Origin of the sequence: Kamptonema animale CS-326 (assembly GCF_028330895.1) — a bacterium.
GTDB lineage: Bacteria > Cyanobacteriota > Cyanobacteriia > Cyanobacteriales > Microcoleaceae > Kamptonema > Kamptonema formosum.
Window position 1 is genome coordinate 1 of sequence record NZ_JAQMUA010000115.1, and the last position, 23,025, is coordinate 23,025.

A 23,025-nucleotide genomic window follows, 5' to 3' on the forward strand; every position below is an offset into this window, starting at 1 on the left:
TTACCAATTACCAATTACCAATTACCAATTACCAATTACCAATTACCAAAAATTATGGTTAACTGCGTAGTACGAAATTGGCAAGGCGAAGAAGTAGGGGAAACCACCCTAGAATTGCGCGTAGCCAAAGAAGAAAATGCCTCTCACATCGTCCATAGAGCCTTAAGACGGCAAATGGTTAACGCCCGTCAAGGAACAGCCAGCACCAAAACCAGAGCAGAAGTCAGAGGTGGCGGTCGCAAACCTTGGCGGCAAAAAGGAACAGGTAGAGCCAGAGCCGGTTCCATCCGTTCTCCCCTATGGCGTGGCGGCGGTGTCAGCTTCGGCCCCAAGCCGAGAGACTTCGACATCAAAATGAATAAAAAGGAACGGCGTTTAGCATTGCGGACAGCCCTCCAAAGCCGCGCCGCCGAAGACTTCATCGTGGTAGAAGACTTCAGCGAACAAATAGCTAGACCCAAAACCAAAGAATTAATCACAGCCCTCGCCCGATGGGGAGCCAACCCGGAATCAAGAATATTGTTAATCCTGCCAGAAAAACAGGAAAACATCTATTTATCCGGCCGTAACGTCCCCACCCTCAAAATTATTTTGGCAGGCTCCCTGAACATCTACGACATTCTTGCCGCCGACAAAATTGTTACCACAGCCACAGCCATTGCCAAAATGCAGGAGGTTTACGGTGAGTGAATTTAATCCCCGCGATTTAGCGGACGTTTTACACAAGCCTATTCTCACAGAGAAAGCTACTCGGATGATGGAACTTAACCAGTTCACCTTTGACGTAGCCCCCAAAGCCACAAAACCGATTATCAAAGCCGCAGTCGAGCAGATGTTCAATGTCAAAGTTATCGGCATGAACACTCAAAATCCGCCCCGCAAAAAGCGCAGAGTCGGCAAATTCATGGGATTTAAACCCCGTTACAAACGAGCAGTCGTCACCCTCGCAGACGGCGAACCCTTGAGAAAAATTCTCTTCCCAGAAGTGTAAACATCGGTAATTTGTGAGTTGACGGTTAACAGTTAACAGTTAACAGTTAGCCAATTACCAATTACCCATTACCAATTACAAAATTATGGGCATCCGTTCCTACCGACCCTATACTCCAAGCACCAGACAGCACACCGTCTCTGACTTTGCTGAGATTACACGCTCAGAACCCGAAAAGTCGCTGACGGCAAACAAGCACACCAAACAAGGTCGTAACAATCGCGGTGTCATCACCTGTCGTCACCGAGGCGGCGGTCACAAGCGTCTTTACCGGACTATCGACTTCCGCCGCGACAAACTCAACGTTCCTGGAACCGTCCAAGCCATTGAGTACGACCCCAACCGTAACGCGAGAATTGCCCTCGTTTTCTACAAAGATGGCGAAAAGCGGTACATCCTCCATCCCGTAGGCTTAAAAATTGGGACAGTCATCACCTCTGGCCCCGAATCTCCCATCGAAATTGGTAACGCCTTACCTCTGATTAATATTCCCCTGGGTACCAGCGTTCACAACGTCGAATTAGTACCAGGAAAAGGTGGGCAAATTGTCCGCTGTGCCGGCGCAACCGCTCAGTTGATGGCAAAAGAAGGTGACTACGTTACCCTCAAACTGCCTTCTGGCGAACAGCGCAAAATTCGCGCCAAATGCTACGCCACCATCGGTCAAGTTGGCAACGTCGAAGCCAGAAATATCAGCATTGGTAAAGCAGGCCGCACTCGCTGGAAAGGTCGCAGACCAACAGTCCGAGGCAGCGTCATGAACCCCGTAGACCACCCGCACGGTGGTGGCGAAGGCAGAGCACCCATCGGTCGCTCCGGCCCCGTCACACCTTGGGGCAAACCAGCTTTGGGTGCCAAAACACGACGCAAGAACAAGCGCAGCGACTCCCTAATCGTGCGTCGCCGCCGCAAGGCCTCCAAACGTGGAAAAGGCGGACGGCAAAGTTAATCCTAATAACAGTTAACAGTCAACAGTTAACTGTTAACTGTTAACCAATTACCAACTACCAATTACCATGTCACGATCGCTAAAAAAAGGCCCATTTGTGGCCGATCACCTGCTCACCAAAATAGAAAAACTGAACTCTCTAGGTCAAAGGCAAGTTATTAAAACTTGGTCGAGAGCTTCTACCATTTTACCTCTGATGGTAGGTCACACGATCGCAGTTCATAACGGCCGCCAGCACGTTCCAGTTTATCTAACCGAGCAAATGGTCGGACATAAATTAGGAGAATTTGTCCCGACTCGTACCTTTAGAGGTCACGCTAAAGGCGATAAAAAGGCAAAAAGATAGATTGTTGTTAACTGTTAACTGTTAACTGTTAACTGTTGAAAAGTAGAGAGAAGAGCTAAATGGCTATTGATACAAATTCAGAAGTAAAAGCGATCGCGCGTTACATCCGAATGTCCCCCCACAAAGTGCGGCGAGTCCTCGACCAAATTCGCGGCAAATCTTATAGGGAAGCGCTGGTTTTACTGGAATTCATGCCTTACCGCGCCTGCGAACCAATTCTCAAAGTCCTGCGTTCAGCGGCGGCAAATGCCGAACATAACGCAGGCATGGATCGAGCGCAACTCATTGTCTCTCAAGCTTTCGCCGATCAAGGCCCAGTCTTGAAACGCTTTAGACCCAGAGCTCAAGGTCGCGCTTATCAAATTCGCAAACCCACTTGTCACATCACTGTCGCAGTGGCAACGCAAGCAGAGTAACGAATACCAGGTTAACTGTTAACTTTTAATTGTTAATTGTTAACTGTAAGAGCTAAGAAGCGGTCTTCTTTACTTCTTTAATTAATTCTTTCTTGACTCTTATGGGACAGAAAATTCATCCAGTTGGTTTTAGACTTGGCATCACTCAGGAACACCGTTCGCGGTGGTTTGCTGATGCCAGAAACTATCCAGAGCTTTTACAAGAAGACTCGAAAATTCGTCAGTACGTCCAAAAAAACCTCAGTAACGCAGGTATTTCCTCAGTCAAAATTGACCGGAAAGCTGACCAAATCGATCTTGAGGTACAAACAGCTAGACCCGGCGTAGTAGTCGGTCGTGGCGGGACGGGAATCGAACAATTACGAGTAGGTTTGCAGCAACAATTAGGCAGCAACCGTCAGATTCGGATCAACGTTGTAGAAGTGCAGCGTGTAGATGCTGACGCTACCTTAATTGCTGAATATATCGCCCAGCAATTAGAGCGCCGCGTTTCCTTCCGTCGAGTTGTCCGCCAAGCCATCACCCGCGCTCAAAAAGCTGGGATTGAAGGCATTAAAATCCAAGTCAGCGGTCGCTTAAACGGAGCAGAAATTGCCCGTACAGAGTGGACGCGGGAAGGTCGAGTCCCCCTGCACACATTGCGTGCAGACATTGATTATTCTTACTGCACCGCCAAAACCATCTATGGAATTTTGGGTGTAAAAGTTTGGGTTTTCAAAGGCGAAATCATCCCCGGACAGGAAGACATTCCTGCCCCCAATGCAGGCCCGCCCCGCACTAAAAATAAGGGTCGCCGCCATAAATTTGAAGATCGTTCAAACGAAGGTTAACAGTTAACAGTTAACCGTTAACAGTTAGCAATTAGCAATTTGCTTTACCCACGCCATGTTAAGTCCTAAAAGAACAAAATTCCGCAAGCAGCAACGCGGGCGGATGAATGGAGTTGCCACTCGCGGCAACAATGTTAGCTTTGGCGAATTTGCTCTCCAAGCCCTCGAACCCGCTTGGATAACTTCGCGTCAAATAGAGGCCAGTCGCCGCGCTATGACTCGCTATATTCGCAGAGGCGGCAAAATTTGGATTCGCGTGTTTCCAGATAAACCAGTTACTCAACGAGCCGCTGAAACCCGGATGGGTTCAGGTAAAGGTGCACCTGAGTTTTGGGTAGCAGTAATTAAGCCGGGTCGCGTGCTGTTTGAAATTGGCGGCGTTCCCGAAGTAACTGCTCGCGAAGCGATGCGTTTGGCATCCTTTAAATTGCCCATTAAGACTAAGTTCATCACCCGCGAAGAGGAGCAGTCTTAGAATGTCTTTATCAAAGATTCAAGAATCTAAAGATTTGACTGATGCTGAAATCACAGAGCAGATTTTAGCTATTAAACGCCAACTGATGGAACTGCGAATGTTGCAAGCAACTGGCCGCTTAGAAAAGCCTCACCAGTTTAAGCACGCCAAGCATCGGCTGGCTCAGTTAATGACAGTTGAAGGGGAGCGATCGCGAGCCGCCGCCGCCGAGGCCCTTGCTGCTGCGAAAAGCGCTTCTTAGCAAAAGCTAGTAGTGTGAAAGCCCCTATAAATAACCAGAGTCAGTTGCACAGTAGGAATAGGTTGCTATGGCAGTTAAGGAAAGAGTTGGCTTAGTCGTCAGCGACAAAATGAATAAAACGGTAGTGGTAGCAGTCGAAAACCGCGCTTCCCACACCAAATACGGCAAAACCGTCGTGAACACCAAAAAATATAAAGCTCACGACGAAGAAAATCAGTGCAAACCAGGCGATCGCGTCCGCATTACCGAAACGCGCCCCCTGAGCAAAACCAAACACTGGATCGTTGCCGAAATTCTCACCACCAAAAACGGGTGACAAATTGTTAACAGTTAACAGTTAACAGTTAACCGTTAACCATTAGCAATTAGCAATTAGCAGGAATCGAAATCATGATTCAACCTCAAACTTACCTCAACGTAGCTGACAATAGCGGAGCCAGAAAATTAATGTGCATCCGCGTATTAGGTGGAGGCAACCGCCGCTACGCTGGAGTCGGCGATGTCATTATCGCCGTTGTCAAAGATGCCATTCCTAACATGGCAGTTAAGAAATCCGATGTCGTCCGGGCCGTTGTTGTCCGTACTCGCAAAGGTGAGCGCCGGGACAGCGGCATGAGCATCCGTTTCGATGACAATGCTGCTGTGATTATCAACGCTGACGGCAACCCGAAAGGCACTCGTGTTTTCGGCCCTGTCGCCCGCGAATTGCGCGACAAAAACTTTACTAAAATCGTTTCTTTAGCGCCGGAGGTACTTTAATGTACAGCAAACAAGGCAAAAAAAGTGGCACCCAAGTCCGCCACAAAATGCACGTCAAAAAAGGCGACACCGTTCAAGTCATTACTGGCAAAGATAAGGGCAAAGTCGGTGAAATCTTAAAGACATATCCTCAAGCTAGCAAAGTAGTTGTCCAAGGAATTAACGTCAAAACTAAGCACGTTAAACCCCAGCAGGAAGGCGAATCAGGTAAAATTACTACCTTTGAAGGCCCCATCCACAGCTCCAATGTAATGCTCTATTCCACCAAAGAAAAAGTAGCTAGCCGCGTTTGCTTCACCTTCACCGAAGATGGTCGCAAAGTCCGCAAGCTCAAGAAAACTGGTGAAATCATCGACTAACAGCTAATTGGTAATTGGTAATTGGTAATTGGTAATTGCCATTAACAACTAACCACTAACAATTAACAAATAACAATTAGCAATTTCCTGACCACGCCCAGGAACAGCAAAGACACAAAGCAATTATGGCAATACAACTCAAGACCACGTACCAAGAAAAAATTGTCCCGAAACTGATGGATCAGTTTAAATACACTAATATCCATCAAGTCCCCAAAGTGGTGAAAGTCACTATAAACAGAGGATTGGGCGAAGCATCTCAAAACGCTAAAGCTCTCGAATCCTCAATCACTGAAATTGGCATCATCGCAGGTCAAAAACCTGTAGTGACAAGAGCAAAAAAAGCAATCGCAGGCTTCAAAATCCGCAAAGGAGTACCCGTCGGCGTGATGGTCACGCTGCGCTCAGACCGGATGTATGCTTTTCTGGAACGGTTGATCAATCTTACTCTGCCCCGCATTCGCGACTTTCGTGGCGTTAGCGCCAAAAGTTTTGACGGGCGCGGCAACTATAGTTTGGGATTGAGAGAACAGCTAATCTTTCCAGAAATAGAATACGATAGCATCGATCAAATTCGCGGGATGGACATTTCAATCATCACCACAGCCAACACCGACGAAGAAGGTCGCGCATTGCTCAAAGAAATGGGTATGCCATTCAGGTATTAGTAGTAAAGTAAAGAACAACAGATGGCAGCTAACGATACTATTGCAGATATGCTGACGCGCATTCGCAACTCCTGCATGGCGCGACACCAAACTACTGAGATTCCCTCCACAAAAATGACTCGCAGCATTGCTGAAGTCCTTAAAAGTGAAGGCTTTATCGCTGAAATTGAAGAGGCAGGCGAAGGCATCAAGCGGCATTTAGTGCTCTCTTTAAAGTACAAAGGCAAAACTCGCCGCCCGATCATTACCGCCCTCAAGCGAGTCAGCAAACCCGGCTTGCGCGTTTACTCTAATCGCAAAGAATTGCCGCGAGTTTTAGGCGGAATTGGCATAGCCATCATCTCCACCTCCAGCGGCATTATGACCGATAGAGAAGCCAGACGGCAAGGTTTAGGCGGTGAAGTGCTTTGTTATGTATGGTAATTGTTGACAGTTAACTGTTAACTGTTAACGGTTAGTTGTTAGTTGTTTATTGTTGGTTATTAACAGCAATTACCGATTACCAATTACCGATTACCAATTACCAATTACCGATTACCAATTACCAATTACCAACAGACAAAGGACAAAAGACAAAGGACAAAAAATTATGTCTCGAATTGGTAAGCGCCCAATTAGCATACCTAGTAAAGTGACCGTTACCATTGACGGTCAGCACGTTGCAGTTAAAGGGCCAAAAGGTGAACTTTCTCGACTATTGCCGGCAGAAGTCGTCTTAGAACTGGAAGGGGAAACCTTGTTAGTAACACGCCGGGACGAATCCCGTACCGCCCGCCAGTTGCACGGTCTGTGCCGCACTCTCGTATCTAATATGGTAGAGGGAGTCTCAAACGGCTTTCAGCGTCGTCTGGAAATTCAGGGCGTGGGCTATCGGGCTCAAGTTCAAGGTCGCAACCTGATCTTAAACGTGGGTTACAGCAAACCCGTCGAAATGCCGCCCCCAGAAGGCATTCAAGTGGCAGTTGAAGGCAACGTCAACGTGATTGTCAGCGGCATTGATAAAGAATTGGTGGGAAACACCGCCGCCCGCATCCGGGCAGTCCGCCCACCTGAAGTCTACAAGGGCAAAGGCATTCGCTACACCGGCGAAGTAGTCAGACGCAAGGCTGGCAAGACAGCAGGGAAGAAGAAGTAAACATGAAACTTACTCGTAAAGAATCAATAGAGCGCCGTCACCGCCGAGTGCGGCGTAAGGTATCTGGTACTCCCGAACGCCCCCGGTTGGCAGTGTTTCGCTCTCACCAGCATATCTATGCACAGGTAATTGACGACACCAAACAGCACACTTTGGTATCTGCGTCAACCCTCGATCCCGAATTAAAAACTGACCTCAAGAGCGGCGGTAACTGTAACGCTTCCGTCCAAGTCGGTCAATTGATTGCCAAGCGCTGCTCTAGCGCTGGTATCTCCAAAGTTGTCTTTGACCGGGGAGGCAACCTCTATCACGGTCGCGTAAAAGCTCTAGCAGAAGCAGCTCGCGAAGCGGGTTTAGATTTTTAGAGCAGTTATTTGCTAATGGCTAATTGCTAATGGCTAATTGCTAATTAGTAATTACCAGTTAACGGTTAACGGTTAACAGTTAACAGTTAACAGTTAACAATTTCTAAAGGACAAAATAATGGCAGAACAAAAAGAGCAGCGCAACAGCAACACCAACAAGAAAAAAAGTAACAAATCTCGCGACAAAGAACCCGAATGGCAAGAGCGCGTCGTTCAAATTCGCCGCGTTACCAAAGTAGTCAAAGGTGGTAAAAAGCTTAGCTTCCGCGCCATCGTTATCATTGGTAACGAACGGGGTCAAGTTGGAGTAGGTGTTGGCAAAGCCAGTGACGTGATTGGAGCAGTTAAAAAGGGCGTTGCCGATGGCAAAAAGCACCTGATAGAAGTTCCTCTGACTAAGGCTAATTCCATCCCCCATCCTGTCAACGGCGAAGGTGGCGGAGCCAAAGTAATGATGCGACCAGCATCTCCCGGTACTGGGGTAATTGCTGGGGGAGCAGTGCGAACAGTGCTTGAATTAGCAGGCGTTCGCAATATTCTCGCCAAACAACTAGGTTCTGGTAATCCTTTAAACAACGCTAGAGCCGCCGTCAATGCTCTTTCCTCCCTGCGAACCTTTTCTGAGGTTGCCCAAGAGCGAGGCGTTCCTGTTGAACACCTTTATGCTTAGTCAATGGCTAATAGCTAATGGCTAATAGCTAATGGTTAATAGCTAATGGTTAATAGCTAATGGTTAGCGGTTAGTAGGAAAATACAACTAAAAACCAAAGACTAACAATTAGCAATTAGCAATTAGCAATTAGCAGTTAGCAACTAGCAATTACCGATTACCAATTACCTATTACCAAAACTATGAGATTACAAGATGCTCTGCCAAAAGCAGGCTCCCAAAAGCGCCCCCGCCGCTTAGGTCGGGGTATTTCTGCCGGTCAAGGCGCTAGCTCAGGTAAGGGGATGCGCGGTCAAAAATCTCGGTCAGGGAGTGGCACCCGACCAGGTTTTGAGGGCGGTCAAAATCCTCTATACCGCCGCTTACCCAAGTTAAAAAGCTTTCCCCGCGTTAACCGGAAAGAGTACACTACGATTAATGTAAGTAAACTTGCCGAACTGCCACCAAACACAGAAGTAACTTTAGCTTCTTTGATCGAGGCAAAAATCGTCACTACTGATGATGGGCCGCTAAAAATCTTAGGAGATGGGGAATTAAATGTGGCCCTGCAAGTGAAAGCTGCTGGTTTTACAGCCGGGGCCCGCGCCAAAATTGAGGCCGCAGGTGGAAGCTGTGAAGTAGTTTAGGGGTGCGTTCTTGGGTAGGCTACGCCAGCTTTAGGCATTCCGATGCGTTGAGATTGGCAAATCCAAATGCACCAAGTCGCCCCTCGATAAAACTCATTTAAAACTCAAATTCACAACTAAAAACTCGTTTATGGACGTTAGTCGAGATAAAGCGCCAACTGCACAAGAGACATTCTTGCAGATGGCTCAAGCTGCTGGTTTGCGGGGGCGCATCCTGGTGACAATCGGCTTGCTGATTTTAGTGCGCTTGGGTGTCCACCTGCCAGTCCCCGGCATTGACCGCGTTGCTTTTGCCCAAAATGTTCAGAATAGCCCTTTAATTGGCTTTTTGGATCTTTTCTCTGGCGGCGGTTTGTCCGCTTTGGGGATTTTTGCTCTAGGGATTTTGCCCTATATTAATGCTTCCATTATCATTCAATTGCTGACTGCGGCTCTCCCCAGTTTAGAGGAGTTGCAGAAGAATGAAGGGGAAGCAGGACGGCGTAAGATTTCTCAGATTACTCGCTATGTGGCACTGGGTTGGGCGGTGCTTCAAAGTGTAGGGATTGCGATCTGGGTTAGCCCCTTTGCCCAGGAACCATCGTCTTTATTCATTGCTCAAACTGCCTTAGCTTTAACGGCGGGGTCGATGTTTGTAATGTGGGTGTCGGAGTTGGTGACGGAACGGGGGATTGGTAATGGTGCATCGTTGCTGATCTTTATCAACATTGTGGCGGTTTTGCCCCGTTCTTTGGGTCAAACTGTGGAGTTGGCTCAGAGCGGTAACAGCCAAATTGTCGGTCAAGTTATCGTTTTGTTGCTGGTTTTCTTGGTGATGATTGTTGGGATTGTTTTCGTTCAGGAAGGAACGCGCCGCATCCCAATTATTTCAGCTCGCCGCCAAGTTGGTCGCAAGGTTTACCGAGAAAAAAGCAGCTATTTGCCACTGCGCTTGAATCAAGGCGGAGTGATGCCGATTATTTTTGCTTCGGCTGTTTTGATTCTGCCCGCTTCCTTGGGGCAGTTTACAAATAATCCGATTTTGGTGCAGGTGGCTAATGCTTTGAATCCAAACGGGTCTATGCCTTGGCTCTATGCGCTGGTTTATTTGGTTTTGATCTTGTTCTTTAGCTATTTCTACGCTTCGTTGATTGTCAACCCTGTAGATATGTCTCAGAACTTGAAGAAGATGGGTGCGAGTATTCCTGGTATTCGCCCTGGCCAAAAGACTAGCGAGTATGTCGAGCGGGTATTGAATCGCCTGACTTTTTTGGGAGCGATTTTTCTAGGCTTGGTGGCGATCGTGCCTACGGCTGTGGAGAGTGCTACTAATGTTACGACTTTTAGAGGGTTGGGAGCGACTTCGCTGTTGATTCTGGTCGGGGTGGCGATCGATACGGCTAAACAAATTCAAACTTACGTCATATCCCAGCGATATGAAGGAATGGTCAAGCAATAGCAATGCAATTGATTTTCTTGGGGCCTCCAGGGGCCGGAAAGGGAACTCAGGCTCAGCTTTTAGCGGCTTTCTGGAAAATTCCCCATATTTCTACGGGTGAGATTTTACGGGCCTGTGTGGTAGCCAAAACTGATTTGGGTCTGAAGGCGCAAGCCTTTATGGATCGCGGGGAGTTGGTACCGGATCGGGTACTTATGGATATTGTGCGGGAACGCCTGAAGGAAGCAGATGCCAGTAATGGCTGGATTTTGGACGGTTTTCCTCGCACTGTAGCCCAGGCAACTTTTTTAGAGGAATTGTTGCAGGAGTGGGATCGGGGAGGCATACAGACGGTTAATTTGGATGTTCCGGATGAAATCTTGGTGGTTCGCTTGTTAGCAAGGGGTCGTAAAGATGACACTGAGGAGACGATCCGCCGCCGTTTGGAGGTTTACCGCGAACAAACTGCACCTTTGATTGGCTTTTATGGCGATCGCCACCAGTTAATTACTGTTGATGGCGATCGCTCTCTGGAGGCAGTCACCGCAGATATTCAACAATTGCTTGAGCCTGCTTCCCCTTCCCGCTAGGTCTGCTATTGCCTCTTGCTTTGAACCTCTTGGCGCTAACAACTTTTGCTAAGATATGTTAACTAGAAACCTTTTAGCTAGTTGGCTTTGTGTTAGGTCTGCCCGTTGCAGCTTTGAGGTAAGAATGCCAATTGTTGAACGGGTACTCAAGAGAACCCCAGGCTTGGCTCTCTATGAGTGAATTAGTTGTTGAGTTGAGGAAACTACCACTTGTCTAAGCAAGATTTAATTGAAATGGAAGGGACGGTGACAGAATCACTGCCCAATGCGATGTTCCGCGTTGACCTAGATAATGGGTTTAATGTTCTGGCTCACATTTCTGGCAAGATCCGCCGTAATTACATCAAAATCCTTCCAGGCGATCGCGTCAAGGTCGAGTTGACCCCTTACGACTTGACAAAAGGGCGAATTACTTATCGCCTGCGGAAAAAGTAGCCTTAGATAAACTTTCTAAATACTAAATTCCAATTTAGTTAGATAGATTGTTGTAAATTCACCCAAGTTAATGCTATAATGCTACGTTTGTAGTGTTGCCCAGAAAGGCATGAAAGTTCGAGCATCCGTTAAGAAGATTTGTGAAAAGTGTCGCGTCATCCGCCGTCGCGGTCGAGTGATGGTGATATGTACTAACCCGAAACATAAGCAACGCCAGGGTTAGGGGGTTTTTTATCCCAGGCATCGGAGCAATCTGCTGCCTGATTCAACAACATTGTAGCTAATTAGCATTCAGTAGGGAGTAAAAGCGTGGCACGGATTGCCGGGGTAGACCTTCCACGCGATAAGCGCGTAGAGATTGGTCTGACATACATTTATGGAATTGGACTAACCAGATCCCAAGAGATTTTAAGCGCCACAGGCGTAAATCCTGACACTCGTGTTAAGGATTTAAGCGACGCTGACGTGACAGCTCTGCGGGGAGAGGTAGAAACCAACTATCAAGTCGAAGGGGATCTCCGGCGCTTGGAGTCTATGAACATCAAGCGCTTGATGGACATCGGGACTTACCGGGGTAGACGGCATCGCTTGGGCTTGCCCGTGCGGGGTCAGCGTACCCGAACCAATGCCCGGACTCGCCGGGGCGTTCGCCGCACTGTTGCAGGCAAGAAAAAGGCACCTTCCAAGAAGTAACCTTTTTCTCCATCTATTTTCCGTGCAGGCTGGCACAAAGCCAGCAGGCAGTCAACTTCAAATGCCGTTAAAGAGACTCATATGGCGAGACAAACAACCAAAAAAGCTGGAGCCAAAAAGCAAAAAAGGAATGTACCCAACGGCCAAGCCTTTATCCAGTCTACCTTTAACAACACGATTGTTACTATCACCGACCTCAACGGCGAAGTGATTTCTTGGGCTTCAGCGGGTTCGAGCGGCTTTAAAGGAGCCAAGAAGGGTACTCCCTTCGCAGCTCAAACCGCAGCCGAAAGTGCGGCCCGCCGCGCTAACGACCAAGGTATGCGCCAAGTTGAAGTCATGGTTAGCGGGCCGGGAGCAGGTCGCGAAACAGCAATTCGGGCCCTCCAGGGTGCGGGTCTGGAAATCACCCTGATTCGAGATGTTACCCCCATTCCTCACAATGGCTGCCGCCCTCCCAAACGGCGACGAGTCTAATTAATTAAAAATGTAAAATTAAAAATTAAAAATCAACGCAATTAAATTTGGCATTTTTAATTTTTAATTTTTAATTCACTGTGGGGTTCAATGGAAAAGGGAGGTCACTCCGTGGCGCAATTTCAGATTGAGTGTATAGAGTCCAACACTGATAAAGACCGTAGTCAGTACGGAAAATTTATCCTTGAACCGCTAGACCGGGGTCAAGGAACGACTGTTGGAAATGCGCTTAGGCGCGTGATGCTGTCGAACCTAGAAGGAACGGCTGTAACTTCAGTCCGCATTGCCGGAGTCAATCACGAGTTTGCCACAATTGAGGGGGTACGAGAGGATGTTCTAGAGATCCTGCTCAACATGAAGGAGGTTGTCCTTAAAAGCCATTCTTCCCAACCGCAAATTGGCAGACTGCGAGTAGAAGGGCCTGCAACAGTCACCGCAGACCGCTTCGATGTACCCTCTGAGGTTGACGTGATCGATCGCAGCCAGTACATTGCCACTCTCTCCCCAGGATCGACGCTGGAAATGGAATTCCGCATAGAAAGAGGGGTAGGGTATCGGGCAGTAGATCGGAGCCGTGACGATGGGGGAGCTCTAGATTTTCTCGCCATTGATGCGATTTTTATGCCGGTTCGCAAAGTCAACTACAGCGTTGAGGATGCCCGCGTAGGCGGCTCTACAGAGAAAGACCGGCTGATCATGGAAATCTGGACTAATGGCAGTTTGACACCTCAAGAGGCTCTCAGTCAAGCTGCTAGCATCTTGGTCGATCTGTTCTCTCCCCTGAAAGACATCACTTTAGAGTCGCTCAGAAGTGATGTGGGTTCAGATGCAGATCCCACCAGTCAGATTCCTATTGAAGAGTTACAGTTGTCAGTCCGAGCTTACAACTGTCTAAAGCGGGCGCAAATCAATTCAGTCGCAGATTTGTTGGACTATACCCAAGAAGACTTGTTAGAAATCAAGAACTTCGGTCAGAAGTCCGCAGAAGAAGTGATAGAAGCTTTGCAGAAACGCTTGGGTATTACCTTGCCCCAGGAAAAGGCTAAAACTTAAAGCAGAGTTAACGGTTAACGGTTAACAGTTAACGGTTAACTGTTAACCAATTACCAATTACCAATTACCAATTGATATGCGTCACCGTTGTCGTGTTCCCCAACTTAGTAAACCTGCTGACCAGCGCAAGGCACTGCTGCGATCGCTGACAACAGAATTAATCCGTCATGGTAAAATCACCACCACCCTCACCCGCGCCAAAGCTGTGCGGCCAGAAGTGGATCGGATGATTACCCTGGCAAAAGATGGCTCTCTGGCAGCTCGTCGGCGGGCAATGGGCTATATCTATGACAAACAGCTAGTACACGCACTGTTTGAACAAGCTCAAGAACGCTATGGCAATCGTAACGGTGGATATACCCGCGTCCTGCGGACTGTCCCCCGAACTGGAGATCATGCAGAAATGGCCATTATTGAACTGGTCTAATGCGGTGAAAATAATTAAAAGTTAAAGAAACAAAATTAAAAATGACTAGATTGAATTTTTAATTTTTAATTATTAATTTTTAATTATTATGCAGCGTATTGCTTTGGTCATCCAATATATCGGCACAGACTTGCACGGTTGGCAGCGGCAGCCGCATCAGCGTACAGTACAAGAAGAGATCGAAACAACTATCTCAACGGTGCTGCAACGTCCGGTAACGCTGCACGGAGCCGGAAGAACCGACTCTGGAGTTCACGCCGCTGCTCAAGTAGCGCATTTTGATGCCGAAGGCCCAGTTCCAGCTCACCGCTGGAAGGATATTCTCAACTCGCGACTGCCTAAAGATATTTTAATTCGAGCCTCCGCTAAGGTGGAACCCACCTGGCACGCTCGGTTTTCAGCCACTTGGCGGCGCTATCGCTACACCCTTTATACAGACCCAGTACCTAACTTGTTTGTCCGTCCCTTTGCTTGGCACTATTATCATGCACCTCTGGATGAATCTTTAATCCAGGCGGCTTTGACTCCCTTAATTGGGCGCTTTCACCTGGCAGCTTTTCACCGCGCCGGGTCGTCACGCCCTCATTCCTGGGTAGACGTGCAAGTAGCAGAATGTCAGCGATTTGGGCCGTTCATTCACATCGAGGTTCAGGCAAGTGGGTTTCTGTACGGGATGATGCGGCTGCTAGTGGGGCTGCTGGTGCAGGTGGGTAGAGGAGAGCGATCGCTTGAGAATTTTAAAGACATCTGGGTTCAAGAACGCCGAGAAATGGTAAAATATTCTGCCCCAGCTCATGGTTTATGCCTGCTGCGGGTTGGCTATCCAGAATTACCATTTCCCCCTCACATCTGGTACGACACCCAACCTAAATTTGTCTTTGGTTAATTGTTAACTATTAACTGTTAACTGATAACTGTTAGTTGTTTCCCCAATTAGCAATTAGCAATTAGCAATTAGCAATTAGCAATTAACAACTAACAACTAACAACTAACAACTAACAATTACCAATGAACACAACTTATGTCCCTCCTGTAAATACCCTAGAACATAACTGGTATGTCGTGGATGCGACAGATCAGCGTCTAGGTCGTCTTGCTAGTGAAATTGCCACGCGCCTCCGGGGAAAAAATAAGCCTACTTTTACTCCCCACATGGATACGGGTGATTTCATCATTGTGATCAATGCCGAAAAGGTAGCTGTTACTGGCAAAAAACGCAGCCAGAAAATCTACCGCCGCCATTCTGGTAGACCAGGTGGTATGAAAACGGAAACCTTTGCTAAATTGCAAGTCCGTTTACCCCAAAGAATTGTTGAAGAAGCTGTGCGTGGGATGCTACCCCATAATTCTCTGGGAAGACAGCTATTTACTAAGCTGAAAGTATATGCGGGCCCTGACCATCCCCACGCCGCTCAAAAACCAGAACAGTTAATTATTAATACGATTCCGGGAGGAAATGATTAATGCAAGTTGTAGATACGTCCGGTCGCGCTATGTACTGGGGTACAGGCCGCCGCAAATCTTCCATCGCACGGGTACGTTTAGTACCTGGTACTGGCGAATTAACCATCAACGGTAAAAAGGGCGATCTTTATCTGCAATTTAATGCAGGTTATTTGGCTCTAGCTAAGGCTCCTCTGGAAACTTTGGGCCTAGAAAATGAGTACGATATTCTAGTCAAGGCTGAGGGCGGTGGGTTAACTGGCCAGGCTGACTCTATCCGCTTAGGCGTTGCTAGAGCTTTGTGTCAATTAGACCCAGAAAATCGCAAGCCTCTGAAAAGTGAGGGTTACTTGACTCGCGATCCTCGCGCTAAAGAACGGAAGAAGTACGGTTTGCGGAAAGCTCGTAAGGCTCCTCAATACTCGAAACGGTAAGAGGAAGAGGGGCTAGGGGCTAGGGGCTAGGGAAGAGGGAAGAGGGAAGAAGAAAATCTCCCCTGCTGCCCCGCCCCCGCGATCGATTAAAAATTAAAAATTAAAAATTTAATTTCACAATTTTTAATTTTGCATTTTTTTTTAATTTTGCATTTTTAATTTTTAATTAATTAAGTTGCTCCCCCGCTCCCCTGCTCCATAGGTCAGCTAAAATAGTAGTAGATTTGCAAGACTAGAGAGTAAAAAAATGGCAAAGGATGGTATTCATCCCAAGTGGTATCCCGAAGCAAAGGTTTACTGCAACGGGGAAATGGTGATGACGGTTGGCTCGACTAAGCCAGAACTGAATGTTGATGTCTGGTCTGGCAATCATCCCTATTACACTGGGACTCAGAAGATTATTGACACCGAAGGACGAGTTGAAAGGTTCTTACGGAAGTACGGGATGATGGATGGTGGTCAAATGCCCCCGCCAGTCGATCCTCAAGCGAGTGGGCCGGTTGTAGAAGCTCCCAAAACAGATGCGACTCCTGCTAAGGGTGGTAAGGGCGGCAAAAAGAAGAAGTAGCTATTGTCATTTGTCCGCAGTCTGTTGAGGGTGGTTTTTTCTACCAACAACTTACGTCTGTGGGATTGGGAAGGGCAGATTTTGGATTTTAGATTGACGGGTTGGTGGGCGAATTAAGAAGTCTGCGTGGGCGAAGCTAATGGTAGGTATCGCGACTATTTAATCTAAATCCAAAATCTCAAATTCTTAATCAAAATCGGCGCAAAATAACACGGGTTTTTTAGCCTGTGTTGAAAAATAACACAGGCTTTTTAGTCTGTGGTGTTAATGAAGCAGGCTTAAAGGCCTGTGCTGCCAACTAACAAAGGACAAAGGACAAGTACAATGGCTGAATCTTATTTGCTGGATAAATTGAAGTCCGTTGAGCAAACTTTTAATGAGTTGACTCGGCGGATGGCAGATCCCGATGTCGCGAAAGATCCGAATGAGTTTCAACGGGTGGCTAAGGCTCGATCTTCTTTGGAGGAAGTGGTTAATACTTTTGAGCTTTGGAAGGAAACTCAGGAGAATTTAGCTGGTGCTAAACAGATTTTAAAGGAATCGGCGAGCGATCCTGAGATGCAGGAGATGGCATCTTTGGAGGTGGGTGAACTTGAGGATAAGTCGGATTATCTAGAAAGTCGCTTGAAGGTTTTGTTGCTGCCGCGAGATCCGAATGATGATAAGAATATCATGCTAGAAATTCGGGCGGGTACTGGCGGTGATGAGGCGAGTATTTGGGCTGCTGATTTGGTGCGGATGTACTCTCGCTACGCTCAGAGTCAAAATTGGCAAGTGAAAATGCTGAGTGAGTCGGTGGGAGAGAGTCGGGGTTTTAAAGAGGCGATTCTGGAAATTCAAGGTGACAGTGTTTATAGTAAGTTGAAGTTTGAGGCAGGAGTGCATCGGGTGCAGCGGGTGCCGGTGACGGAGGCGGGTGGCCGGGTGCATACTTCGACGGCGACGGTGGCGGTGATGCCGGAGGTGGATGATGTGGAGATTCATATCGATCCGAAGGATATTGAGATGAGTACGGCTCGTTCTGGTGGAGCTGGCGGTCAAAATGTGAATAAAGTGGAGACTGCTGCTGATTTGTTCCACAAGCCGACGGGGATTCGGATTTTTTGTACTGAGGAGCGGAGTCAGTTACAGAATAAGGAGCGGGCGATGCAGATTCTGCGGGCTAAGCTTTATGAGATGAAGTTGCGAGAGCAGCAGGATGAGGTGACTTCGATGCGGCGATCGCAGGTTGGTACTGGTTCGCGATCGGAGAAGATTCGGACTTATAACTATAAGGATAATCGGGCTACGGATCACCGTTTGGGTGAGAATTTCTCTCTAACTACGATCTTAGAGGGAGATATTGATGATGTGATTCAGGCTTGTATTTCTCTGGATCAGCAGGAACGTTTGGCGGAATTAGCTGCTTCGACTTCTAATTAATGCTCTAATTAATCGATTGATGGGGAACTAGGCATAAGCTAGGCTGAGTTGGAGATCAAATCCGGTAGCATCGGAATTAATATTACCCACAGTCAGGACACGGCAGTGCCCAAGGCGTGTCAACAACCGCTGAAACCCGCCAGGGACTTAAGTCCTTGTCTAATAGTTAAAGTCCTCTGAAGAGGACTAATTAAGTTTCAAAATCTTTTTAGTCCTCTTCAGAGGACTTGATCTTTGAGACAGGGACTTAAGTCCCTGGCGGATTATAGGATAGAGTAACGCAACAGCGGTAAAAACTTTATCTATTGTTTATGAGCATTGCAAAACAGATTATTGTGCCTTTGGATGTTCCTAGTCAGGAAGAGGCGATCGCACTCCTCGATAAGTTGCCAGATGTATCTTTCTGGAAAGTGGGTTTAGAGTTATTTGTCAGTTCCGGCCCGGCTATTTTGACGATTTTAAAGGAACGGGAAAAACGGATTTTTCTGGATTTGAAATTTCATGATATCCCGAATACTGTGGCGGGTGCTTGTCGGGCCGCTGCTAGGTATGGGGTGGATTTAATTACGATTCATGCTACTGCTGGCAAAGATGCACTCAAAGCTGCACAGGAAGCGGTAGAGCAAGGTGCGATCGCAGCGGGACAACCTACGCCGAATTTAATTGCGATTACGCTGTTAACGAGTTTAAATTCGCGGTAATTGGCTTTTGAGCTGAAAATACCTTTAGAGTTGCCTGAGTATGCTTTGCACATGGCATTATTAGCTCAAGAAATGGGTTTGTCGGGAGCGGTTTGCTCTCCTATGGAAGTAGCACAATTAAGGAATTCTTGCGGTGATGATTTTCTGTTAGTTTGTCCAGGGGTGCGTCCGAAATGGGCCCCAGGGGGCGATCAGAAGCGATCGCTTTCTCCTACGGCGGCTTTAAAAGCTGGTGCTAATTACTTAGTAATTGGTCGCCCGATTACGGCTGCGGACGATCCAGTGGCAGCTTTTGCGCGAATTTGTGAAGAGATTGCAGACTAGATAGCTTAACAGATTTATATTCAACAAAAAATCTAAACTGTAGGCTAAGCATTATCTATTTTCTAACTTAGGGACGCTTTACATAACGCCGCGATCTCGGTGGTATCTTTACCGCCGGGAAAGTGGCGTTACAAGGCGGATTTACTTATATTAAGTTGGGCGATCGAAATCCCAAGAGCCTGTCACTGCCATTAACAAAAATTATCTTAACAGATTATCGCAGATTGCCTATTTATGCCTAAATAATATCTTAAGATTGATAAAAAATCTTATAAAATATGGAAAAATCTTACATTTGCTCTAAAAGCCTCCGACAACTTTCGGTATTAGTGACATTAATATGGATAGGTGCGATCGCAACAAGTTGCAGTCATCGCCAGATTACTCGTGCAAAAACCTCATTAGATTCCCAAACAACCCAGATAACTACTAAGCAACAACGTTTTGATGATGTCACCTTAAGTGTTGTAACTCTTGATAAGCCGATTGGAGTAGCTGTGGAACAGCGAGTGCGGGAGTTTGAATCCCGCACGGGAGCAAAAATTAAGATGACTACAGTACCATTTGGAGAAGTTTATAACACAATGTGGGAGGATTTCACGAGCGGAGAAAATAAATATGATGTCATAGTTTTTGTGCCTCAATGGATGGCAGATTTTGCAGGTGGGGGATATTTTGAGGATTTAACTGAACGAGTTGCCAAGGATGCAGAGATTGAATGGGATGACGTAGCTCCTTTCTTTAGAAATTTTGGTGGTACTTACCAAGAACGGATCTACGCAGTTCCTATTGATGGAGATTTTCACATGGTTTATTACCGCTCAGACTTGTTAGAAAAAGCTGGATTACAGCCACCTAATACCTGGGATGAATATCTCGCGATCGCCCGACAGTTTCACGGACAAGACCTGAATAATGATAGTCAAAAAGACTATGGTTCTTGCATTCCCCAGCGAGCTAATCATGTTGGTTACTGGATGTTTTGGTCAATAGCCAGTGCTTTTCTCCAAAGTCAGGGTACGAAGCAAGGCTCATTCTTTGACCCGCCGACAATGCGTCCTCTAGTTAACAATCAAGCCTTTGCCAAAGCCCTTGATATTTACAAAGAAATAGCAGCATATCAGCCTCCGAATCAACTAAATTTAGAGCTCACAGATATGAGAGATTTATTTATGGCGGGGCGTTGTGCATTGACTATAGATTGGGGAGATACTGGTACGCTAGCGATCGAACCTAATTCTCAAGTAGCGAATAAAGTTGGCGCTGTGATTCTACCAGGTACAACCGAAGTCCTCGATCGGGTCAAGGGAAAGTTAGTAACCTGTGATAAATTTATCTGTCCTTATGCTATTAATGGTGTTAATCATGCTCCTTATGCTGCTTTAGGAGGTTGGGCGGGTGCTATTAATAAATCGGCGAAACTAAGAGTCAAAGCAGCAGGTTATGCTTTGATTTCTTACATCAGCAAACCCCAACAATCAAATATTGATGTCACCATTGGTTCTACAGGCTTTAATCCCTATAGAATTTCTCAATTTACAAACAGAGAAACATGGGTAAAAGCAGGGATGAGTGCTGAAGCTGCTACTAAATATCTGGGGGGAATTGGTGTAAGTCTTAGCAGTCCCAATATCGTCATGGATTTAAGAATTCCTCAAAATAATCGCTATCAGCGAGAAGTTCTTGATACAGCACTTTCGGACTTTCTTAGAAACCGAATTACTAGAGAAGAAGCCATGCAGCAAATTGAAACAGGTTGGGAACAGCTAAATAGCAAAATCGGTAAAGATACCCAAAAAGCTGCTTATTTCGCCAGTCTGGGGTTAGGTAAAAAGAAGGAGAAATAATGCGTGCTTGGAATTTAAGTACAAAAGTTGTAGTAGCTTATTCTCTGTTAATTGCTTTAACTGCTGGAGCTTTGACAGTCGGACTTTACTGGCAATTACGAACCTCTCAAGTTAAGGCAATTCGCGATCGGCTACAAGAATTAGTGAGTTTAGCTATTCCCCAAATTGACAGCGATTATCACGCATTGATTGTCACACCACTGGATGCTGACAAAGCCTACTATACCATCAATCAGAAACGACTGCAAAACATTCAATCAACCAGCGAAGCGATTGAGCGTATTTACACCCTACGCCAGCAACAGAATGGGCAATTTACTTTTGTTTTAGATTATTCTCCTTCCCAACAGAACTCTGCATTTATTGGTGAAGTATTTCAGCCGCTACCGCCGATGCTCAAAGCTGGTTTAACTGCTATAGTTAAACCTATAGTTGAGCCGAATATTATTAAAAATGCCGTCGGTAAGCCAATTCTCTATGGTTATGCACCCATTAAAGATTTATTTGGTCGTGCTGATGGTGTTTTAGTAATTGAATTAAATGCAAGTTCTGTAGTCCAAAGTGAAGTTCAGGCTGGAGTAATTGCCTTAATCACTTTTGGGATAATTCTCCTATTTACATTAGTTGTAGTTTGGTGGTTAGCTCGCTCCTTAGTCGTGCATCCCGTTATTCAATTAAATATAGCTGCCAAGGAAATTGCTAATGGTAAATGGGAGCAAACTCTCAGGAGCGATCGTGCCGATGAATTAGGGGAATTAGCGAAGTCTTTTAACTATATGGCAAGCCAACTTCAGACATCTTTTCGACAGTTAGAAGAATATTCCCAAACTTTAGAAGAAAAGGTGGCTCAGCGCACAAATGAACTAGAACAAGCCAAACAAATAGCTGATAGAGCTAACCGTGCTAAAAGCGATTTTTTGGCAGCCATGAGTCACGAATTACGGACTCCCTTAAATGGCATTTTAGGATATGCACAGATTTTACAGCGCGATGAACCATTGACAGAAAATGGACGCAGAGGGGTTGGCATTATTTATGATTGTGGTTCTCACCTGTTAACGCTGATTAATGATGTTCTCGATCTGGCTAAAATTGAAGCTGGAAAAATGGAGCTTCATCCCATAGATTTCTACTTTCCCTCATTCTTGGAAGGAGTAGTTGATATTTGCCAAATCCGTGCTAAACAAAAGGCGATTTCCTTTAATTATCAACCCGATCCGCAATTACCAAAAGGGATTAAATCCGATGAAAAAAGGCTGCGTCAAGTATTACTAAACTTACTGAGCAATGCAATTAAGTTTACAGATAGCGGTCATGTCAACTTCCACGTTAAATTAATAGAAAGTAAGCCTTTACTAAGTGAGGATACTCCAAACCAATGTTTATTACCTATTCATAAAATTCGGTTTGAAGTTGAAGATACAGGTATAGGGATGACACCAGAAGAACAGGAGAAAATATTTCTACCATTTGAGCAAGTGGGAGAGACTTATAAACAAGCTGAAGGCACGGGGTTAGGATTAGCAATTAGTTTGAGAATTATTTCACTACTAGACAGCAAAATTGAGGTAAGTAGTAAGTCTGGAAAGGGTAGCACTTTCTGGTTTGAGGCGGAATTTTATGAAGCTAAGAATTGGGCAGATTCCTCAATAACTTCCCAAAAAGGTACTATTGTCGGCTATCAAGGAAAGAGGCGTAAACTTCTGGTTGTTGACGATCGGTGGGAAAACCGATCTGTTATGATTAACTTACTGCAACCAATTGGGTTTGAGATCGTAGAGGCAAATGATGGTCAAGAAGGTCTAAAAATAGCCCTGGCTTATCTCCCAGACTTGATCGTTACAGACTTAGTTATGCCACTCATGGATGGCTTTGAATTAATGAGGTATTTGCGTCAGAACCCTCAACTTAAAGATGTGGTAATTCTTGCTTCATCTGCTAGTATATTTGAAAGCGATCGATACAAGAGCTACAATGCTGGAGCTAATGCTTTTTTGCCCAAGCCGATACAAGCTGAACAACTTCTCGAATTGCTTCATAAATATTTAAAAGTTGATTGGATTTATGAGGAACGGAATAAAAAATTAGATATTGCTAATCTAGAAAAGATTACCGTTTTTCAATCCGATCGAATTACGGATAAACAGCAGAAAATTGTCCCGCCAGCGACTGAGATTTTAGAATCCCTATACCAATTAGCTAAAAAAGGTGATGTCTATAAAATTCTTGAGGAAGCACCAAAACTCAATGAACTCAATTCGTCCTTGATTCCGTTTACTGAGAGATTAGTTGAATTGGCATCTACGTTTCAGCTTAAGCCCGTTCAGGAATTTATCAAACAGTATCTGAGCGAAGATTAAGTC

32 protein-coding genes and 1 pseudogene are annotated in these 23,025 nt (G+C 46.1%); all 33 read left to right on the top strand.

The genetic code is table 11. The features are described 5' to 3' along the window. The first annotated feature begins 54 nt into the window (after window positions 1–54). Window positions 55–690, top strand: coding sequence for a 50S ribosomal protein L4 (gene rplD, locus PN499_RS06545; RefSeq protein ID WP_007354581.1), 636 nt, complete (start codon window positions 55–57; stop codon window positions 688–690). Further along, window positions 683–991 carry a 50S ribosomal protein L23 gene (locus PN499_RS06550; RefSeq protein WP_272030888.1) on the top strand — a complete coding sequence of 103 codons (309 nt, stop codon included), beginning with the start codon at window positions 683–685 and terminating at the stop codon, window positions 989–991. The genes rplD and PN499_RS06550 overlap by 8 nt, the downstream gene beginning before the upstream one ends. An 85-nt stretch (window positions 992–1,076) precedes the next feature. Continuing rightward, on the top strand, window positions 1,077–1,940 hold the full coding sequence (gene rplB / locus PN499_RS06555; RefSeq protein WP_007354583.1) for a 50S ribosomal protein L2: 864 nt from the start codon (window positions 1,077–1,079) through the stop codon (window positions 1,938–1,940). Between the two features lie 67 nt (window positions 1,941–2,007). After that, window positions 2,008–2,286, top strand: coding sequence for a 30S ribosomal protein S19 (rpsS, locus tag PN499_RS06560; protein ID WP_019487907.1), 279 nt, complete (start codon window positions 2,008–2,010; stop codon window positions 2,284–2,286). Window positions 2,287–2,345: 59 nt separating this feature from the next. Then, the gene (gene rplV / locus PN499_RS06565) at window positions 2,346–2,702 is read left to right on the top strand and encodes a 50S ribosomal protein L22 (RefSeq protein WP_007354585.1); all 357 of its coding nucleotides are present in this window, start codon (window positions 2,346–2,348) and stop codon (window positions 2,700–2,702) included. 101 nt (window positions 2,703–2,803) lie between these two features. Then, window positions 2,804–3,532 carry a 30S ribosomal protein S3 gene (gene rpsC / locus PN499_RS06570; RefSeq protein WP_272030890.1) on the top strand — a complete coding sequence of 243 codons (729 nt, stop codon included), beginning with the start codon at window positions 2,804–2,806 and terminating at the stop codon, window positions 3,530–3,532. 55 nt (window positions 3,533–3,587) lie between these two features. Then, window positions 3,588–4,007, top strand: coding sequence for a 50S ribosomal protein L16 (gene rplP, locus PN499_RS06575; protein ID WP_019487908.1), 420 nt, complete (start codon window positions 3,588–3,590; stop codon window positions 4,005–4,007). A gap of 1 nt (window position 4,008) precedes the next feature. Beyond that, window positions 4,009–4,248: a 50S ribosomal protein L29 gene (rpmC, locus tag PN499_RS06580; RefSeq protein ID WP_007354588.1), complete on the top strand. Its 240-nt coding sequence runs from the start codon at window positions 4,009–4,011 to the stop codon at window positions 4,246–4,248. A 67-nt stretch (window positions 4,249–4,315) separates the two neighbouring features. Further along, a complete protein-coding gene (gene rpsQ, locus PN499_RS06585) occupies window positions 4,316–4,564 on the top strand; it encodes a 30S ribosomal protein S17 (RefSeq protein WP_007354589.1) in 249 nt (82 codons plus the stop codon). A 74-nt stretch (window positions 4,565–4,638) separates the two neighbouring features. Further along, the gene (gene rplN / locus PN499_RS06590) at window positions 4,639–5,007 is read left to right on the top strand and encodes a 50S ribosomal protein L14 (RefSeq protein ID WP_007354590.1); all 369 of its coding nucleotides are present in this window, start codon (window positions 4,639–4,641) and stop codon (window positions 5,005–5,007) included. Then, window positions 5,007–5,366, top strand: a complete 360-nt coding sequence (gene rplX, locus PN499_RS06595; RefSeq protein WP_007354591.1) for a 50S ribosomal protein L24 — start codon at window positions 5,007–5,009, stop codon at window positions 5,364–5,366. The genes rplN and rplX overlap by 1 nt, the downstream gene beginning before the upstream one ends. Window positions 5,367–5,491: 125 nt before the next feature. After that, complete coding sequence (gene rplE / locus PN499_RS06600) at window positions 5,492–6,034, top strand: 50S ribosomal protein L5 (protein WP_007354592.1); 543 nt, start codon at window positions 5,492–5,494, stop codon at window positions 6,032–6,034. 21 nt (window positions 6,035–6,055) lie between these two features. Beyond that, window positions 6,056–6,457, top strand: a complete 402-nt coding sequence (gene rpsH, locus PN499_RS06605) for a 30S ribosomal protein S8 (protein WP_007354593.1) — start codon at window positions 6,056–6,058, stop codon at window positions 6,455–6,457. Window positions 6,458–6,623: 166 nt separating this feature from the next. Next, window positions 6,624–7,169, top strand: coding sequence for a 50S ribosomal protein L6 (gene rplF / locus PN499_RS06610; protein ID WP_007356156.1), 546 nt, complete (start codon window positions 6,624–6,626; stop codon window positions 7,167–7,169). A 2-nt stretch (window positions 7,170–7,171) separates the two neighbouring features. Beyond that, window positions 7,172–7,534, top strand: coding sequence for a 50S ribosomal protein L18 (gene rplR / locus PN499_RS06615; RefSeq protein ID WP_007356155.1), 363 nt, complete (start codon window positions 7,172–7,174; stop codon window positions 7,532–7,534). 118 nt (window positions 7,535–7,652) lie between these two features. Beyond that, a complete protein-coding gene (rpsE, locus tag PN499_RS06620) occupies window positions 7,653–8,204 on the top strand; it encodes a 30S ribosomal protein S5 (RefSeq protein ID WP_007356154.1) in 552 nt (183 codons plus the stop codon). Window positions 8,205–8,386: 182 nt separating this feature from the next. After that, the gene (rplO, locus tag PN499_RS06625) at window positions 8,387–8,830 is read left to right on the top strand and encodes a 50S ribosomal protein L15 (RefSeq protein ID WP_272030893.1); all 444 of its coding nucleotides are present in this window, start codon (window positions 8,387–8,389) and stop codon (window positions 8,828–8,830) included. A 130-nt stretch (window positions 8,831–8,960) separates the two neighbouring features. Beyond that, window positions 8,961–10,268, top strand: a complete 1,308-nt coding sequence (gene secY, locus PN499_RS06630; protein ID WP_272030895.1) for a preprotein translocase subunit SecY — start codon at window positions 8,961–8,963, stop codon at window positions 10,266–10,268. Window positions 10,269–10,270: 2 nt separating this feature from the next. Continuing rightward, window positions 10,271–10,837, top strand: a complete 567-nt coding sequence (locus tag PN499_RS06635) for an adenylate kinase (protein ID WP_007356151.1) — start codon at window positions 10,271–10,273, stop codon at window positions 10,835–10,837. A gap of 210 nt (window positions 10,838–11,047) precedes the next feature. Next, a complete protein-coding gene (gene infA / locus PN499_RS06640; protein ID WP_006276978.1) occupies window positions 11,048–11,272 on the top strand; it encodes a translation initiation factor IF-1 in 225 nt (74 codons plus the stop codon). 109 nt (window positions 11,273–11,381) lie between these two features. After that, entirely contained in the window at window positions 11,382–11,495 is a 114-nt protein-coding gene (gene rpmJ, locus PN499_RS06645; protein ID WP_015178722.1) for a 50S ribosomal protein L36, read from the top strand. A gap of 86 nt (window positions 11,496–11,581) precedes the next feature. Continuing rightward, entirely contained in the window at window positions 11,582–11,965 is a 384-nt protein-coding gene (rpsM, locus tag PN499_RS06650; RefSeq protein WP_272030898.1) for a 30S ribosomal protein S13, read from the top strand. Between the two features lie 81 nt (window positions 11,966–12,046). Beyond that, entirely contained in the window at window positions 12,047–12,442 is a 396-nt protein-coding gene (rpsK, locus tag PN499_RS06655; protein ID WP_007356149.1) for a 30S ribosomal protein S11, read from the top strand. 111 nt (window positions 12,443–12,553) lie between these two features. Continuing rightward, the gene (locus PN499_RS06660) at window positions 12,554–13,495 is read left to right on the top strand and encodes a DNA-directed RNA polymerase subunit alpha (protein ID WP_234708761.1); all 942 of its coding nucleotides are present in this window, start codon (window positions 12,554–12,556) and stop codon (window positions 13,493–13,495) included. 76 nt (window positions 13,496–13,571) lie between these two features. After that, window positions 13,572–13,922 carry a 50S ribosomal protein L17 gene (gene rplQ, locus PN499_RS06665; protein WP_007356147.1) on the top strand — a complete coding sequence of 117 codons (351 nt, stop codon included), beginning with the start codon at window positions 13,572–13,574 and terminating at the stop codon, window positions 13,920–13,922. 88 nt (window positions 13,923–14,010) lie between these two features. Continuing rightward, window positions 14,011–14,808: a tRNA pseudouridine(38-40) synthase TruA gene (gene truA / locus PN499_RS06670; protein ID WP_272030899.1), complete on the top strand. Its 798-nt coding sequence runs from the start codon at window positions 14,011–14,013 to the stop codon at window positions 14,806–14,808. 123 nt (window positions 14,809–14,931) lie between these two features. Further along, on the top strand, window positions 14,932–15,387 hold the full coding sequence (gene rplM, locus PN499_RS06675) for a 50S ribosomal protein L13 (RefSeq protein WP_007356145.1): 456 nt from the start codon (window positions 14,932–14,934) through the stop codon (window positions 15,385–15,387). Further along, window positions 15,387–15,800, top strand: coding sequence for a 30S ribosomal protein S9 (rpsI, locus tag PN499_RS06680; protein ID WP_007356144.1), 414 nt, complete (start codon window positions 15,387–15,389; stop codon window positions 15,798–15,800). The genes rplM and rpsI overlap by 1 nt, the downstream gene beginning before the upstream one ends. 247 nt (window positions 15,801–16,047) lie before the next feature. Next, a complete protein-coding gene (gene rpmE / locus PN499_RS29565) occupies window positions 16,048–16,368 on the top strand; it encodes a 50S ribosomal protein L31 (protein WP_272030901.1) in 321 nt (106 codons plus the stop codon). Between the two features lie 324 nt (window positions 16,369–16,692). Further along, window positions 16,693–17,790: a peptide chain release factor 1 gene (gene prfA / locus PN499_RS06690; RefSeq protein WP_272030903.1), complete on the top strand. Its 1,098-nt coding sequence runs from the start codon at window positions 16,693–16,695 to the stop codon at window positions 17,788–17,790. Between the two features lie 311 nt (window positions 17,791–18,101). Next, a pseudogene (gene pyrF / locus PN499_RS06695) lies at window positions 18,102–18,815 on the top strand (orotidine-5'-phosphate decarboxylase). A gap of 278 nt (window positions 18,816–19,093) precedes the next feature. Further along, complete coding sequence (locus PN499_RS06700) at window positions 19,094–20,662, top strand: ABC transporter substrate-binding protein (protein WP_272030904.1); 1,569 nt, start codon at window positions 19,094–19,096, stop codon at window positions 20,660–20,662. Then, window positions 20,662–23,022, top strand: a complete 2,361-nt coding sequence (locus PN499_RS06705; RefSeq protein ID WP_272030905.1) for an ATP-binding protein — start codon at window positions 20,662–20,664, stop codon at window positions 23,020–23,022. Before PN499_RS06700 ends, PN499_RS06705 begins: the two co-directional genes overlap by 1 nt. Window positions 23,023–23,025: the final 3 nt, after the last annotated feature.

Bases quoted from the DNA above. Each gene is read 5' to 3' on its own strand.
- rplD (WP_007354581.1), top strand. From the start codon at position 55: ATGGTTAACTGCGTAGTACGAAATTGGCAAGGCGAAGAAGTAGGGGAA.
- rplB (WP_007354583.1), top strand. From the start codon at position 1,077: ATGGGCATCCGTTCCTACCGACCCTATACTCCAAGCACCAGACAGCAC.
- rpsS (WP_019487907.1), top strand. From the start codon at position 2,008: ATGTCACGATCGCTAAAAAAAGGCCCATTTGTGGCCGATCACCTGCTC.
- rplV (WP_007354585.1), top strand. From the start codon at position 2,346: ATGGCTATTGATACAAATTCAGAAGTAAAAGCGATCGCGCGTTACATC.
- rpsC (WP_272030890.1), top strand. From the start codon at position 2,804: ATGGGACAGAAAATTCATCCAGTTGGTTTTAGACTTGGCATCACTCAG.
- rplP (WP_019487908.1), top strand. From the start codon at position 3,588: ATGTTAAGTCCTAAAAGAACAAAATTCCGCAAGCAGCAACGCGGGCGG.
- rpmC (WP_007354588.1), top strand. From the start codon at position 4,009: ATGTCTTTATCAAAGATTCAAGAATCTAAAGATTTGACTGATGCTGAA.
- rpsQ (WP_007354589.1), top strand. From the start codon at position 4,316: ATGGCAGTTAAGGAAAGAGTTGGCTTAGTCGTCAGCGACAAAATGAAT.
- rplN (WP_007354590.1), top strand. From the start codon at position 4,639: ATGATTCAACCTCAAACTTACCTCAACGTAGCTGACAATAGCGGAGCC.
- rplX (WP_007354591.1), top strand. From the start codon at position 5,007: ATGTACAGCAAACAAGGCAAAAAAAGTGGCACCCAAGTCCGCCACAAA.
- rplE (WP_007354592.1), top strand. From the start codon at position 5,492: ATGGCAATACAACTCAAGACCACGTACCAAGAAAAAATTGTCCCGAAA.
- rpsH (WP_007354593.1), top strand. From the start codon at position 6,056: ATGGCAGCTAACGATACTATTGCAGATATGCTGACGCGCATTCGCAAC.
- rplF (WP_007356156.1), top strand. From the start codon at position 6,624: ATGTCTCGAATTGGTAAGCGCCCAATTAGCATACCTAGTAAAGTGACC.
- rplR (WP_007356155.1), top strand. From the start codon at position 7,172: ATGAAACTTACTCGTAAAGAATCAATAGAGCGCCGTCACCGCCGAGTG.
- rpsE (WP_007356154.1), top strand. From the start codon at position 7,653: ATGGCAGAACAAAAAGAGCAGCGCAACAGCAACACCAACAAGAAAAAA.
- rplO (WP_272030893.1), top strand. From the start codon at position 8,387: ATGAGATTACAAGATGCTCTGCCAAAAGCAGGCTCCCAAAAGCGCCCC.
- secY (WP_272030895.1), top strand. From the start codon at position 8,961: ATGGACGTTAGTCGAGATAAAGCGCCAACTGCACAAGAGACATTCTTG.
- PN499_RS06635 (WP_007356151.1), top strand. From the start codon at position 10,271: ATGCAATTGATTTTCTTGGGGCCTCCAGGGGCCGGAAAGGGAACTCAG.
- rpmJ (WP_015178722.1), top strand. From the start codon at position 11,382: ATGAAAGTTCGAGCATCCGTTAAGAAGATTTGTGAAAAGTGTCGCGTC.
- rpsK (WP_007356149.1), top strand. From the start codon at position 12,047: ATGGCGAGACAAACAACCAAAAAAGCTGGAGCCAAAAAGCAAAAAAGG.
- rplQ (WP_007356147.1), top strand. From the start codon at position 13,572: ATGCGTCACCGTTGTCGTGTTCCCCAACTTAGTAAACCTGCTGACCAG.
- truA (WP_272030899.1), top strand. From the start codon at position 14,011: ATGCAGCGTATTGCTTTGGTCATCCAATATATCGGCACAGACTTGCAC.
- rplM (WP_007356145.1), top strand. From the start codon at position 14,932: ATGAACACAACTTATGTCCCTCCTGTAAATACCCTAGAACATAACTGG.
- rpsI (WP_007356144.1), top strand. From the start codon at position 15,387: ATGCAAGTTGTAGATACGTCCGGTCGCGCTATGTACTGGGGTACAGGC.
- rpmE (WP_272030901.1), top strand. From the start codon at position 16,048: ATGGCAAAGGATGGTATTCATCCCAAGTGGTATCCCGAAGCAAAGGTT.
- prfA (WP_272030903.1), top strand. From the start codon at position 16,693: ATGGCTGAATCTTATTTGCTGGATAAATTGAAGTCCGTTGAGCAAACT.
- PN499_RS06700 (WP_272030904.1), top strand. From the start codon at position 19,094: ATGGAAAAATCTTACATTTGCTCTAAAAGCCTCCGACAACTTTCGGTA.
- PN499_RS06705 (WP_272030905.1), top strand. From the start codon at position 20,662: ATGCGTGCTTGGAATTTAAGTACAAAAGTTGTAGTAGCTTATTCTCTG.